The sequence below is a fragment of the Anabaena azotica FACHB-119 genome (assembly GCF_014697625.1).
GTDB lineage: Bacteria > Cyanobacteriota > Cyanobacteriia > Cyanobacteriales > Nostocaceae > Trichormus > Trichormus azoticus_A.
In genome coordinates this window covers 58,218-71,751 of sequence record NZ_JACJSG010000006.1, presented here as the reverse complement: position 1 = coordinate 71,751, position 13,534 = coordinate 58,218, and the positions used below count along the sequence as shown (strand labels likewise).

The 13,534-nt window shown below is 42.3% G+C and carries 12 protein-coding genes; 6 read left to right on the top strand and 6 right to left on the bottom strand.

What is annotated here, in order from left to right:
• Positions 1-464: 464 nt before the first annotated feature.
• From H6G83_RS05755 to H6G83_RS05750, 3 genes are all read left to right on the top strand, one after another.
• A complete protein-coding gene (locus tag H6G83_RS05755; protein ID WP_190468323.1) occupies positions 465-2,276 on the top strand; it encodes a vanadium-dependent haloperoxidase in 1,812 nt (603 codons plus the stop codon).
• Positions 2,277-2,285: 9 nt separating this feature from the next.
• The gene (locus H6G83_RS35805) at positions 2,286-2,414 is read left to right on the top strand and encodes a hypothetical protein (protein ID WP_277876283.1); all 129 of its coding nucleotides are present in this window, start codon (positions 2,286-2,288) and stop codon (positions 2,412-2,414) included.
• 298 nt (positions 2,415-2,712) lie between these two features.
• Entirely contained in the window at positions 2,713-5,031 is a 2,319-nt protein-coding gene (locus H6G83_RS05750) for a cation:proton antiporter domain-containing protein (RefSeq protein WP_190468320.1), read from the top strand.
• A 165-nt stretch (positions 5,032-5,196) separates the two neighbouring features.
• Here the strand turns inward: H6G83_RS05750 and H6G83_RS05745 are convergent, their stop codons facing one another.
• The gene (locus H6G83_RS05745; protein WP_190468317.1) at positions 5,197-5,415 is read right to left on the bottom strand and encodes an Hfq-related RNA-binding protein; all 219 of its coding nucleotides are present in this window, start codon (positions 5,413-5,415) and stop codon (positions 5,197-5,199) included.
• 152 nt (positions 5,416-5,567) lie between these two features.
• Between H6G83_RS05745 and dapF the strand changes: the two genes are divergently transcribed.
• Complete coding sequence (gene dapF, locus H6G83_RS05740) at positions 5,568-6,407, top strand: diaminopimelate epimerase (protein ID WP_190468314.1); 840 nt, start codon at positions 5,568-5,570, stop codon at positions 6,405-6,407.
• Here the strand turns inward: dapF and H6G83_RS05735 are convergent.
• The 3 genes from H6G83_RS05735 to H6G83_RS05725 all read right to left on the bottom strand — a co-directional run bounded on the left by H6G83_RS05735 (position 6,391) and on the right by H6G83_RS05725 (position 9,084).
• Entirely contained in the window at positions 6,391-7,041 is a 651-nt protein-coding gene (locus H6G83_RS05735) for a DNA-3-methyladenine glycosylase family protein (protein WP_190468312.1), read from the bottom strand. The genes dapF and H6G83_RS05735 overlap by 17 nt on opposite strands.
• Positions 7,042-7,217: 176 nt before the next feature.
• Entirely contained in the window at positions 7,218-7,652 is a 435-nt protein-coding gene (locus tag H6G83_RS05730; RefSeq protein ID WP_190468309.1) for a hypothetical protein, read from the bottom strand.
• Positions 7,653-7,815: 163 nt separating this feature from the next.
• Positions 7,816-9,084 (bottom strand): glycosyltransferase family 4 protein, encoded by a 1,269-nt coding sequence (locus H6G83_RS05725; protein WP_190468306.1) that lies wholly within the window; start codon positions 9,082-9,084, stop codon positions 7,816-7,818.
• A 730-nt stretch (positions 9,085-9,814) separates the two neighbouring features.
• On the opposite strand from H6G83_RS05725, the gene H6G83_RS05720 reads away from it, so the two are divergent.
• Entirely contained in the window at positions 9,815-11,128 is a 1,314-nt protein-coding gene (locus tag H6G83_RS05720; RefSeq protein WP_190468304.1) for a sulfatase-like hydrolase/transferase, read from the top strand.
• Between the two features lie 117 nt (positions 11,129-11,245).
• Here H6G83_RS05720 and hppD read toward each other — a convergent pair whose 3' ends face one another.
• Together hppD and H6G83_RS05710 are read right to left on the bottom strand one after the other, a co-directional pair.
• A complete protein-coding gene (gene hppD, locus H6G83_RS05715; RefSeq protein ID WP_190468301.1) occupies positions 11,246-12,280 on the bottom strand; it encodes a 4-hydroxyphenylpyruvate dioxygenase in 1,035 nt (344 codons plus the stop codon).
• A 125-nt stretch (positions 12,281-12,405) separates the two neighbouring features.
• The gene (locus tag H6G83_RS05710; protein WP_190468298.1) at positions 12,406-13,110 is read right to left on the bottom strand and encodes an SDR family oxidoreductase; all 705 of its coding nucleotides are present in this window, start codon (positions 13,108-13,110) and stop codon (positions 12,406-12,408) included.
• A 201-nt stretch (positions 13,111-13,311) separates the two neighbouring features.
• Here H6G83_RS05710 and H6G83_RS05705 point away from each other — a divergent pair, with 201 nt between their 5' ends.
• Positions 13,312-13,482 carry a hypothetical protein gene (locus tag H6G83_RS05705; protein WP_190468296.1) on the top strand — a complete coding sequence of 57 codons (171 nt, stop codon included), beginning with the start codon at positions 13,312-13,314 and terminating at the stop codon, positions 13,480-13,482.
• The last annotated feature ends 52 nt before the right edge of the window (positions 13,483-13,534 follow it).

The window sequence follows — 13,534 nt, the reverse complement described above, 5'->3', positions numbered from 1 at the left end:
CTCAATAACTTCTTTGAAAGAAGGTCTTGCTTTTTTAGTATTTTTATGCAAAATTTTATTTTAGTCTTAAATACGGTAAATCAATCGAGTTAACGGAGTTTTATGCAAAATAAAGATATGTTACCTCTGAATCATAACTACATACACCATTATCTATAAAGGCTTGAAAGGATTACTCAAGGTTTTACCTAAAGCTATTTCCACAATTTATAGAGTGCAAATTTTCAGTTAACCTGTCTAAGCAAACAGATGTAAGTATAGATGGGTAACATCTAAATAATCACATAAGCTGTCAGCCTCTGCTTATGTGATTATTTGCAGCTATTTATTTTGATTAGCAATATTAAGAGAAAGCTTCCTTTGCTGACTAGGGCTTTGTTTACGGTGCATGGATTAGCTACAAACAGATAACCCTTTTGTAGTGTAACCTCAAAGTTTTAACCCTTGCTATTAAGAAATACTTTATGCAACCCAATCATAATTCTCATCAACCCCCCCAAGAAAATCAACAAGAGCAGCATCAGGAAACTCGCAAGAGGCGTAGCAAACTTTTCTTATTCAAAGATGTTAGTCGGCGCTCCTTTCTCGCCCATGCTAGTTTGTTCAGTGCTACTAGCATTGTGACTGGACTAATTAGCTCAAATGTCTTTTCTAAAAACGAAGATATTGTACAAGCTCAAGAATTTTTTAAACTACCAAGAAATTTCGGTAGACAGTTTAACTATGTAAGCTTTCGTCAAAAAGCATTTCAAGTCCGCGTCCAAGCAGCGCAAAATAATCAGCAGATTGAGATTCCCCCGCATCCTACCAATGGTGACGAGGAACGCTATCCAAACAAAATTGCCACTGATACCAGAGGTTTACCGCACGATCAAAGAGGGGAAGTTGATTTAAAAGCTTACGATTCTTTGATTAAAGCTTTAACCACTCAAAACCCAGAAGACTTTGAAAATATTATTTTAGGTGGTACAAGGAAGTTAGTTAACCCTCAAGGGCCGTTAGCAGTTAGCTTAGAAGGAGTCAATGCAACGCAGATATCAGTGCCGTCACCACCAACTCTTGATAGTGTAGAACAAGCTGCCGAAGCAGTCGAACTATATTGGCAAGCTTTATTAAGGGATGTACCTTTTCAGAACTTTGATCGCGATGCGAATGTTGCAGCCGCGATCGCCGAACTAAACAGCCTTCCCGGATTCTCAGGGCCAAAAGAAAATGGTTCTGTCACCCCGCAAACTTTATTCCGTGGTAACGCCCTTTATGTTGATCAACGCGATCGCTCAGGTAGAACAGGACGATATGTTACTCCTCCGGGTGTTCTAGATGGCCCCTATATTTCCCAATTTCTGTTGAGGGAAATTCCTTACAATACTCAGTTTATTTCTCCGTTGATTCGGACTGCACTGGCAACCAAGGATAATACTTTTCTCATTAATTATGATGAATGGTTAACTGTCCAAAACGGGCGTAGTTCTGGTAGGTCTATTACATTTGACCCGACACGTCGTTTTGTCTATACGGTTCGTGATTTAGGTGAACTAGCACGTATTGGTGGGGCTTTGTTCTTTGGCGCTTCCTTGATTCTCAGTAGTACTAACGCCCCCTTAAATCCCGGAAATCCCTATCTCAATTCCAAAACTCAAGTAGGTTCTGCTGCTACATTTGCACCAGCTCATTTTCAAGCTTTACTCAACTTGGCTCCCTCACGGGCAATTAGAGCCTCTTACTGGCAAAAGTTTTATGTACATCGTCGTTTACGTCCAGAAGCTTATGGAGGGTTAATTTACAATAACCTCGTCAATAAAACTAACTATCCCATTAATAACCAGGTGTTAAATTCTACAGCTTTAGCTCGCACCTTCAGTACTTTCGGGACTTATTTATTACCCCATGCTTACCCTGAAGGCGCACCATTTCATTCTTCTTACACAGGTGGTGCAGCCTCTATTGCTGGTGTACAAGCTACATTGTTGAAGGCATTTTTTGATGAGACATTTATCCTTCCTAATCCTGTAGAACCTGACCCCAACGACCCAACCAAACTGATACCCTACAGTGGCTCACCTTTGACAGTGGGTGGTGAGTTGAACAAGTTGGCAGCTAATTATTATATTGGTCGTGGTAATGGTGGTATCCATTGGCGTTCAGATGGTGCAGCAGGCTTAGTTTTGGGGGAACAAATTGCTATCAGTATTCTTCGAGATGAGAGACTAGGGTTTAACGAACGGTTCGGCGGTTTCACCTTTACCAAGTTTGATGGTACAAAAATTACTGTTTAACAGTGAACAGTGAACAGTAAACAGTTATCAGTTAAATACGAAGGCGAAACACCACACCAATTGGTGGAAGGCGTAGGGAGGCGCTTATTTATCCCCCACCATACGCCCTGGCTGACTGATACAGCATATTTTGGGTAAATGAGGTACAAGCGTAAAACCCAAAACCATGTAGAGACGTTACATGTAACGTCTCTACAGTATTTCACGAATAGCGAGACTGCTGTAACTGATAACTGATAACTGATAACTGATAACTGATAACTGATAACTGATAACTGTTTCGAGATCACAGTTGACAACTCAACGCCCTGCTAACAGCAATCAGCACTCCTTGGTTCCCTGTAATTTCGTTATTCTTGCACAGACACCCTCCCCCAGATAGTTAAAAATTTGTATTCTAAAGTTAATACGTCTTAATAGTTCTTAGATAAATCTGGTGCAAGAAGATTTTAGATTAATTGTTGATTTAGTGTTAGTTTTCGCCGTTGCTGCGGGTGGCGGGTTGTTGGCGGCGTTGCTGAAACAACCTGTGCTGCTGGGCTATCTCATCGGCGGAATGGTAGTCGGCCCGGCTGGACTGGGACTGATTAAAGAGGTGGTTCAAGTTGAGACTCTGGCGCAGTTCGGGGTCGCCTTCTTGTTATTCGCCTTGGGTGTGGAGTTTTCCTTTGCTGAGTTAAAAAAGGTCAAGGCGATCGCACTCGGTGGCGGTGGACTGCAAATAGCCTTGACAATCCTCATTACTGTAGTGGTCTGTGGGTTGACTGGCGCTTGGGGAACCTTACCCGCCAAAGGTGTGTTTTTGGGGTCAATTCTCTCCCTCTCCTCCACAGCCGTTGTCCTCAAATGCTTGATGGAACGCAACGAAACCGAAACCCCCCACGGACAAGTGATGTTGGGGATTCTGGTAGTGCAGGACTTGGCGCTGGGTTTAATGCTGGCTGTCTTACCCGCACTCCACGAACCAGGGGAAGTGATTGTTGTGGCTGTCCTCGCAGCTTTGCTGAAAATTGGCTTATTTGCGGCTGGGGCTGTGGTGGCGGGAATTTGGCTCATACCCCCCTTGTTGCGGCTGCTAGCCCGTACAGAAAGCCGAGAGCTATTCTTATTGGGTGTGGTGGCGCTGTGTTTGGGTATTGCTTTGTTGACGGAATCTTTAGGACTGTCGATTGAAATGGGGGCGTTTGTCGCCGGGTTGATGATATCTGAGGTAGAATACGCCGACCAAACCCTAAGCTATGTAGAACCTTTGCGGGATATTTTTGCTAGCTTATTCTTTGCCGCGATCGGGATGTTAATTGACCCGGTGTTTCTGTTGCAGAACATCGAATTAATTCTAGGGTTGGTAGGGGTAGTTTTCTTGGGTAAGTTCCTGATTATCACGCCCTTAGTTAAACTATTCCGCTATCCGTTGAAAACCGCCTTAATCGCGGGGTTGGGACTGGCGCAAATTGGGGAGTTCTCCTTTGTCTTAGCCAGTGAAGGACAAGCTTTAGGGTTAGTTTCTCGACGGATATATTTACTAACTTTAGGCACTACAGCCGTCACATTGATGCTTACCCCCTTTGTGTTACGGTTAGTACCATCATTATTTAATCTCGCCGAGTCTATACCTTGGCTAAAACCCTATATCGCCGGAGAAGGTCAGGCATTAGATGTATCAGAAGACCTACCATTTAAGGATCATGTAGTTGTCTGCGGTTATGGGCGAGTAGGACAGAATTTAGTCAAGCTATTGCAACAACACAACTTATCCGTAGTTGTCATCGACCAATCAGAAAGCCGCATTCAACAAGTGCGAGATGCAGGAATACCTTATGTATACGGTAATTGCGTCAGCTTCCATGTATTGGAAACGGCGGGGGTGAATCATGCTAAAGGCATGGCGATCGCACTTCCTGACCCCATGAGTACCCGTCTGTGTGTGAAACGCGCCTTGGAACTCTGTCCCGAAATAGATTTGGTTGTCCGTGCTACTCAGGATAAAAATATCGAATTGCTGTATCAATTAGGAGCGAAGGAAGTAGTCCAACCAGAGTTTGAAGCTAGTATCGAAATGGCTACGCATTTCTTAACAGACTTGGGTTGGACACCGGGTTTATTACAACAGGAAATGCAGCAACTCCGCAGTGACCATTACTTAGATTTTCGCCCGGAACGCAACGCTGATGAGGTTTCCCGCCACTTAGAACAAGCGACGCAAGATTTAAACCGCCGTTGGTATCCCTTACCAGCAGATTCTCCCCTAATTGGCATGACTTTAGAAGAAGCGGATATGCGCTACTTAACAGGCGTAAGCTTGATGGCTATCCGCCGCGCCAACGGTGAGGAAATTGATTATCCCAGTAATCAGACACAATTGGAAGCAGGCGATCGCTTATTGATTGTTGGTGCTAACGAAGAAATCGCCGCCTTAGAGGAATTTGCCCAAGGTAAGGTCGCAGTTCCAGGCAAAAACAGCGCCTGTCAGTGGGTAACAGTCGATGCTAAATCCCCCATTTTGGGTAAAACCCTCAAGGATTCACCCATACAACCGCAAATCGGTGTCAAAGTCCAAGCAATACGGCGAGATGGTAAATTTATTCGCTCCCCTAATCAGAATACAGACTTCCGCACAGGAGACCAAGTTTTACTATGCGGTAGCCTGCCAAATCTAACTCAAATACAGCCTTTATTTGCTGTTGTCAGCGATATACCCCTGTCAATTCCCTTGGTTAAGTCCAAGGAGACGGAGGTAGTGAAGGAGAGGGGATAAACAATTCAAAATTCAAAATTCAAAAAAAGATGAGGGGGAAAGGGGAAGGGGGAAAGGGGAAGGGGGAAGGGGGAAAGGGGAAAAGAGGTGTAATTTTTTCTCCCCCACTCCTCTGCTCCTCTGCTCCTCTGCTCCTCTGCTCCCCTACTCCCCAGTCCCCAATACCTATCCCTTCGCTAAGAAATAGGCGATCGCAGGCTTGGAAATTGTGATTTGGCGGCTGTTTTCATCGACAACGCACACAGAGTTTGGGTCTTGCCATAGGATTCTGCCTGTGATAAAGTCGCCAGTGAGCAGTTTGAACTCTACGGTTGCTGCTTGTTTAATCAGGTTCTGTACTTGCCGAATGCTAGGCAAAGAAGTGTCAAATTCAGTTATAGCCATTTTTGATAATGATGGAATAATTGAGGGATTAGGTAATGGGTAATGGGTAATGAGTAATAGGTAATGATCAGAATTTATTCCCAATCACCAATTACCAATTACCAATTACCAATACCCAATCTCTGAATCATTGATAATTCATCATCGGAAAAATGGCAATCGAATTTACTAAGTATCACGGTCTGGGTAACGATTTTATTTTGATTGATAATCGCACTGCTAAAACGCCGAAAATCACTCCAGAACAGGCGGTGCAGTGGTGCGATCGCCACTTTGGTATCGGGGCTGATGGTGTGATTTTTGCCTTACCTGGAGAAAAGGATACTGATTACACCATGCGGATTTTTAACTCCGATGGTTCGGAACCGGAAATGTGTGGTAACGGGATTCGCTGTTTAGCTGCATTTCTGGCTGATTTGGAAGGAATGTCACGCACCAAGGATGCCTATCGTATTCATACTTTGGCGGGGGTAATTACGCCCCAACTCACCCCTGATGGGCAAATCAGGGTGGACATGGGTTTACCTCGACTGCTGGCTGGGGAAATTCCCACAAATCTGGCTGCTGCTGATGCGAAGGTAATTAACCAACCTTTGGAAATAGAGGGGCAAACTTGGGAAGTTACCTGTGTGAGTATGGGTAATCCTCACTGTATCACTTTTGTAGAAGATGTAGCCGCAATTCCTTTAGAAAGCATCGGCCCTAAATTTGAGCATCACCCAGCTTTCCCCCAACGCACAAACACCGAATTTATTCAAGTAGTAAGTCGTGATTACTTGAAAATGCGTGTGTGGGAACGCGGCGCGGGGATTACTTTAGCTTGTGGAACAGGTGCTTGTGCAGCTTTGGTGGCGGCGGTGTTGACTGACAGAAGCGATCGCACCGCTACTGTAGAATTACCTGGTGGTTGCTTGGAAATTGAATGGTCAGAAGTAGACCAGAAACTTTACATGACAGGCCCGGCTGATCGGGTGTTTACTGGTAAACTGTAACCGCTTTACCTTGATTATTGAGATAGTAGTGCCAGAGTATTCTGGCTGCTACTGCTCTCCAGGGTCGCCAATTTTGAGCGATCGCTTCCAATTGTACAGGTGTAGGTCTTGTTGTTAAACCTTTAAGTTGTTGTGCCGCAATTACCAACCCTAAATCCCCTTTAGGAAAAGCATCACGGTGTTGCAAAGCCATGAGTAGGTAGATATCTACTGTCCAATCACCAATGCCTTTAATCCGCTTTAACTGGCTTCTAATAGCATGATCATCCATTGTTACCAACTTGCTTAAATCAAGCTCACCCCTAACAATTGTCTCCGCCAGTCCAAGACAATATAAACTTTTCTGCCGACTAAAACCAATTAATCTTAATTGTCCATCATCAAGTGTTAAAAAATGTTCTGGCGTTAAAGGTTTAACAATCTCACATAAACGATTAAATACCGCCTTAGCCGCCGCCAAGGAAACCTGTTGTTCCAGAATTATCTGTACCAATGTCGGAAAACCAGCCTCTCGTTTCCACATCGGAGGCGGTCCCAGTGTCTCTAACACCCTTGCTAAATCGCCATCAAGATTTGCCAGCACCGTCAAAGCATGATTGAAACTTGCGGGTGTCAGCAATTCTAATTCAGACATGGGAGTAATATTTTTATCAGTTCTTTAGTACTATATTAGTAGCTTGTCAAGGCTAAAATGTGGTAATTAATTTGAAGAAAATTAACCGCCGATGAAAAGGATAAACGCCGATAAATGCGGATGCAGATTTTCGCTAATGCACTGTTTTAGCCTTGCCAAGCCAGTAGCCTGCTTTATTATGGAAAATTTCTCCAACAATGCTGTAATTTTTTCAAGCTAGTATTTTCTGCCAATAACTGACTGTCCAATACTCTTTTCATTTCTTTGGCAATATAAGTATACTCATTTTCAGATTCTTGTTTATCTTTAGTCTTTAAAGCATTCTGAAGATGGTCTAAATGTTGAGGTAATTCTTTGGCTACTTTGTCTGAAATTTTGTCAGAAGTTTCTTTAATCAGGTTTTTTAGCTTTTTTATTTCACTATCTATTTCAGACTGACTAAGGTTTTCCGCTTCTAAATTCCTTTCTAAAATCGGTTCCTCAGTGCCTGTTTCATCCAATTTGACAATGTATTCATGCTGCCAAAAATTATCTTTAGGACTAACTACCTCACCACGTTTATCTTGGGATTTTACAATTACGCGATCGCCTGACTTATAATGCTTCGTCATCTGATATTCCTCCGAAAGCATAATTACAATAATTTGTAAGGCTAGACGAACGAGAGACAAAAAATTTAGGGAACAGGTATTATAAACAGTTTAACCTAATTACGTAGGTTGAAATACTACCCATTCCCTATTAATTTCAGTGATAGATTAAAATCCCAAACTTCTATTTACTAATCAATGCTGCTTCTTTAACTTGTTGCGTCAACAACTGATTGTATATCCCATCCAGTTGCACTGCTACTCCATCCCAGCTAAATTTCTCGGTAGTGTGTCTCCTAGCGGCTAGTCCTAATTCATCTCGCCATTCTGGGTTGAGCAAAATTCTGTCAATTGCGGTTTTGAAAGCAGCCACATCTTTTGGTGGTGCTAATAAACCTGTTTTCTCGGAAATTACTGTAAACTGAAGTCCACCAACGTCACTGGCTACTACAGGTGTACCACTCGACATTGATTCGATCGCCACTAGTCCAAATGGTTCATAATGGCTAGGAACAACGCAAACATCAGCCGCCGCGTAGTAGGACGGGAGGATATCTTGGTTGAGGCGACCAGGGAAACTCACGATATCGCTCATGCCTAATTCTTGCACAATACCTTCAATGCGATCGCGCTCTCTACCATCGCTATTACCAGGGGTACTACCACCACCAATAATTAGTTTCAGTTTGCCAGAGTTGCGTAATTCCGACTCATTTACAGCCCGCACTACAGTTTCTATACCCTTGCGGGGGTCGAAACGCCCTACATATAAAACAACTTTTGCATCTTGGTCAATACCTAATTCGGCTCTAGCTGCTTGTCTGGCGATGGAACCGAAGCGTTGAATATCTGTACCACAAGGTACAACATCAATGTAACCTTTTGTGGAAACTAGCGATCGCATATGTTGTTGTTCTTGAGGACTGGTAGCAACAATTCTTTCTGCTGTTTCCAATACCTGTTTTTCTACAGATAAACGTTTAGTTGCAATTAAAGGAATAGTATCGACAGCTTTGTACTTAACTGCTCCTAATGAGTGGTATGTATGAACTTGTTTGCTTCCTTGGATTTCTTTTAACTGCATCCCCACCCAACTAGAAAGCCAGTAGTTTGTATGCACTATTGGGTATGTTATGTTGTTTTCCTGTTGGAATTGCAACAGTTGCTTGACAAAATCTGGTAAATATTTAAAACCGTTATCTCTGGGTACAAACTCTTCTGGCCCAGCTGTCAACCTAATTGTGCGACAAAGTGGGCTGTGGTGAACAACTAACTCTTGTTCAGGACTCACTCTGCGGCTAAACATATCTACTTGCCATCCCAATTGAGCTAATGCTTTGCCCACTTCGCGCACGTAAACATTTTGCCCTCCTGCTTCCTCTTTCCCAATTTCAATGGCTGGGTCTCCGTGAACTGAAATTAAAGCTATACGTTTTTCAGTGTTAGAGTTCATAGTTTGTGTGTGTTGATGATTCTAAGTAAAGTTGCGGTCAGTTCTAGGTGTTATAACACCAATATTTGGTTAATTATGTAGGATCATTGAGTAATCTTTATTTTAATTTAATATGTGAAATATTTCTCTATATTCATTACATAAATTGCACATTTTTGTTCATTTTTTACATTTAATCTCTTTATATGTATGTGTTCATACATATATCTAATGCTTGTGATAGATGTACTTCTATTTGGTCAGTGATGAATATGCAGATATAGTTTTTTGAACAACACAAATTCATATATTTATTTACGCTAATATAACAATATATTAGTTCAGCAAATATACGAATCTTTTTCAATTATTTAATTAGTAATTAACCATGTTTTTACTGAAACTTTTTTTATTTATTTCAGTTAATCAAGAAATTAATTTCTAGCGATTTATTAACTTTTACTATCAATTACTTAATTTTGCTCATCTAATTAAATAACTATAAGTCATTAATAGTTGAGTGACCAATATTACTAATAATTAAATATTTTTTTTGTAACCTATAATACAGTTTATCTAGAAAAGTTCTATACAAGTGGACAGTTGACAGGTGACAGTTGACCATTGACCATTGACTATTGACCATTGACTATTGACTATGCAGGACTTACGCTCCAATGAGATTGGGTGTAGGGGTGTTAACTTGGATGTAAAATACTGTAAATCTATCAATTTAATGTATTTACTAAAAATGGTTGCGACTAATCCTGCTACGGTACAACGTCCCAATATTGTGTTCATTTTGGCTGATGATTTGGGTTGGGGAGATTTGAGTATTGATGGTCAGCAAAATTATCGAACCCCATACTTAGACCAACTAGCTAGGGAAGGAACCAGATTTAGCAATGCTTATTCATCATCCCCAGTTTGTACACCCACAAGAGTCAGCTTTTTTACTGGTCGTTATCCGGGTAGATTACCCATTGGTGTACAAGAACCTTTAGGTGGTTATAGCCAAGTAGGAGAAAGCATCGGCTTACCCCCCGAACATCCAACCATTGCCTCATTGTTAAAAACGAGTGGTTATGAAACAGCACTAGTAGGTAAATGGCATTGTGGTTATCTACCCAAATATGGGCCTTTACGCAGTGGTTTTGATGAGTTTTTTGGCAACCTTAGCGGTGCTATCGATTACTTTCGCCATGTAGATCCTACTGGTGAACCAGACCTATGGGAAGCGGAAGTTCCCATACAGCAGGTAGGTTACATCACAGATTTATTTACCGAACGTGCCATAGATTTCATTAAGAGACCTCATAACCGCCCTTTTTATCTCAGTCTGCATTACACAGCGCCTCATTGGCCTTGGGAAGGCCCTAACGAGATTGACCTCAGCAAAGCTTTAATTGGTCAAGATAGTCTGCAAAACTGGATTAACACAGGCACAGCCGAATCCTACGCCGCAGTTATGCAAACCTTAGATCATGGAGTTGGCAGAGTGCTGCAAGCATTAACTGATGCTGGACTAACTGAAAATACCATAGTCATCTTTGCCAGCGATAACGGAGGCGATAAATTTTCTAACTTTGGGGCGTTTAAAGGTAAGAAAGGCAAAGTCTATGAAGGTGGAATTAGAGTTCCTACCTTTATTCGCTGGCCAGGAGTGATAGCAGCCAACCAAATTAGCGACCAAGTGATCATCACCCACGACATTACCGCAACCATTTTGGCGGCTACCCAAACCCAGGCTGATCCAAATTATCCCCTTGATGGTGAAAACTTACTTCCCATTCTCAAAGGTGAAGCACCTGTGCGGGAAAGAAAATTGTTTTGGCGTTACAAAGGCAAAGCAGTACCAGTTTTACCGCCACCCATGATACAAGGTGCTGTGCGGTGGGGAGATTGGAAATATGTCACTTATGGAGAAGATGAATATCTTTTCAATTTAGCAACTGACCCACAAGAAGAAACCAATATTCAAGCAGAACAAACGCAGATTTTTGCAGAACTGCGTGGTGAATATCAGAAATGGGAGGCGGAACTAGTGCCTTATTCAGGAGGTTAGGGACTGGGGGGAAGGGGGAAAGGGGAAGGGGGAAGGGGGAAAGGGAAAAATAACAACTGACAACTGACAACTGTCAACTGTCAACTGATAACTGATAACTGTCAACTGTCAACTGACCTACTGAAGTGTTCCGCGCTTCATTTGTTCGCTTTCGATGGCTTCAAATAAGGCGCGGAAGTTTCCTTCGCCAAAACCTTGGGCTTGGGAACGACGTTCGATAAATTCTAAAAAGAAGGTTGGTTGTTCAAAGATGGGACGGGTGAAGATTTGTAACAATACACCTTGTTGATGATCTTTCTGCCAGTCTACTAAAATTTCCTGTTGAGCGATCGCTTCGATTTCGGTGGATGATAATGGCATCGCTAAACGCTGTTTGAGTTGGGAGTAATAAGTCGGGGGGACTGACAGCAATGGTAAACCACGGTGGCGAAATTGCGCGATCGCACTGACAATATTTTGTGTTTGTAGGGCAATATGTTGAATTCCTGCTCCTCGGTTAAAGTCTAAAAATTCTTGAATTTGGGAATTGCTAGTTGCTGGCTCGTTAATTGGTAATTGTACAACGCCATCGCGGGAAACCATCACTTGACTGTGTAGTGCCGAGCGATCGGTTTGAATTTTAAAAGCCTGTCGGGGTTGCAAATCGAGAATTTTCTCATACCAAGCCACAGCAGGCTCTAACTCACCTACGGCTACATTGAGTACAATATGGTCTATGGCGGTAATAAAATTAGGTGACGAATTTATCTGATTATCTGTACTTAATTTTTCAATTAATGTATGAGTTAGTCCACCCCAAGCCGCGATTTTGCCACATTTGCGGACAATATTGCCAATTAGACGCTCCTCGATAGATTGTAATATTGTTGCACCTTGAGCTTGGGCATGAGCGATCGCCGCTTCTACAACATCTACCGCAAACGCCACATCTGCCACACCTGGAGGATGTTGACGCAGAAATTCAGCTACAGGACTAGTAGGTAATAAAGGTGAAGACAGCAAAAAACAGACAGCACCACTTTTCACCACTTCCGTACAGGTGTGTAGAGAACTGATGCTACTATTTACTGCTGTAAAGCCAAGATAGTTGAGGAACCAATCCCGCCACATCTTGGCATCTTCGACATAAAAATGAACGTGATCAATCTTCATAAATTCTGGAAATCCAGCACCACAGCTTAAGTAACTGTAAATTTTGCCTTTTTAGCCAGATTCTCGATTCCTGCCTAAGCAAGAGATTAGGTTTTTACTTTCGACCTCTTAAATCTACCGTATTTTTAGAAAAATAAATGACTATCTGGCTGAATATTAATTTCTAGTGGTACAGCTTGGGGTTCAGCAGACAGAGCAAAGAAAATTGCATTAGCAGCAGTTTCCGTACTCAGCATTTTTTTTCGGTCTACCTTCAAACTGACATTATCCCAGAATGGTGAATCAACTCCACCAAAATAAAATAAGGTAAATTTAATCCCAAAACGCTTAAGTTCTTCAGCCAAGCACTTGCTAAAACCCACCACACCAAACTTAGACGCAGAATAAGCAGAAGCCATCGGCATTGAATGTTTACCTAAAATACCAATCACATTACAGATATGTCCAGATTTACGTTTCTGCATTTCCTCTGCTGCTGCTTGAGTGGTGTAGAAACTACCTTTTAAGTTAACATCTAACATTTTGTCTAAATCGGCTGGTTCGACGCTGTTGTAAGGCTTGAGAATACCCGCACCAGCAGCATTTACCAACACATCAATCTGACCAAACTCAGCCACAGTCTTTTGGATTAAACTTTCCACCTGCTGCGCGTCAGTAATATCTGTAGGAATTGTTAAAACTTCCCCTGGTAACTCCTGCGCCAAAGCCTCTAAACGGCTGCTATCCCTCGCTGCTAGCACTAACTTTGCCCCAACAGCCGCCAGTTTATCAGCCAAGGCTGAACCAATACCACCACTCGCACCAACAATTACAACAACTTTGTTTTGCATCATCTACTTTACATTTCTTCACATCTTTTTAGATGATACTCAATTCCGGGTGAAATGTAGAGCGTATAGAAACAGTAGGGTGGGCATTGCCCACCAAAACCATGATACGGTGGGCAATGTTGCTGCTGACTTAGTAAATGCCTGAGCTTATGCAGATGCTAACCCAGAAGAAATTGAACAGGCAATCAAAGGAAATTTTCATTGTTGACATCTTGCATCTCCCTTGTGGAAGCTGGTGGTGGGCATTGCCCACCCTACGAAATAATAAAGGTTTCGGGCTTCGATTTTCGAGTGGAAGGTAATGGTGCAAGATATAAGCCTCCCAAGGACACGATGAACTCTCCCGCAAAATATGAAACAAGCACATTTTGATGATATTTATCAAAGCCTTGCTGTATAAAGGTTTTAAAATGTGCAAGTTGAG